This window comes from Faecalibacterium sp. DFI.5.82, assembly GCF_029076575.1.
In the GTDB taxonomy this organism is placed as follows: domain Bacteria; phylum Bacillota; class Clostridia; order Oscillospirales; family Ruminococcaceae; genus Faecalibacterium; species Faecalibacterium duncaniae.
In genome coordinates this window covers 1-304 of the sequence record NZ_JARFIS010000663.1, presented here as the reverse complement: position 1 = coordinate 304, position 304 = coordinate 1, and the positions used below count along the sequence as shown (strand labels likewise).

General features: G+C 63.5%; 1 protein-coding gene. It reads right to left on the bottom strand.

Annotation, left to right across the window (positions count from 1 at the left end):
- The coding region (locus P0G09_RS18340; protein WP_275253385.1) for an Rrf2 family transcriptional regulator at positions 1 to 304 on the bottom strand (304 nt) is incomplete at both ends.

The following is a 304-nucleotide window of genomic DNA, read 5'->3' as shown; positions in this document are numbered from 1 at the left end:
GTCAGCAGCCTGCGCAGGCTCACGGCACGGAACGCCTCGTCCTGCTTTTTCTGCAAGGCCGCCAGCTGACAGTGGATGGCGCACCGCCCAGGCTTGTCCTGCCAGTGGCATTCATATCCCGGCTCCATGCAGGCGCACAGGATGCCCCGCTCCCCCACGACCCCCATGAGATCGTAGAGAGAGGTCGCGTACAGATCGCAGGACAGCGCGCAGCCGCCGAGAGCGCCGCGGCTCACCCGCACCAAATTGCCTGCGGAGAGCTTGCGCAGAATCTGGTAGGCAAACTTATTGGGGATCAATTCAG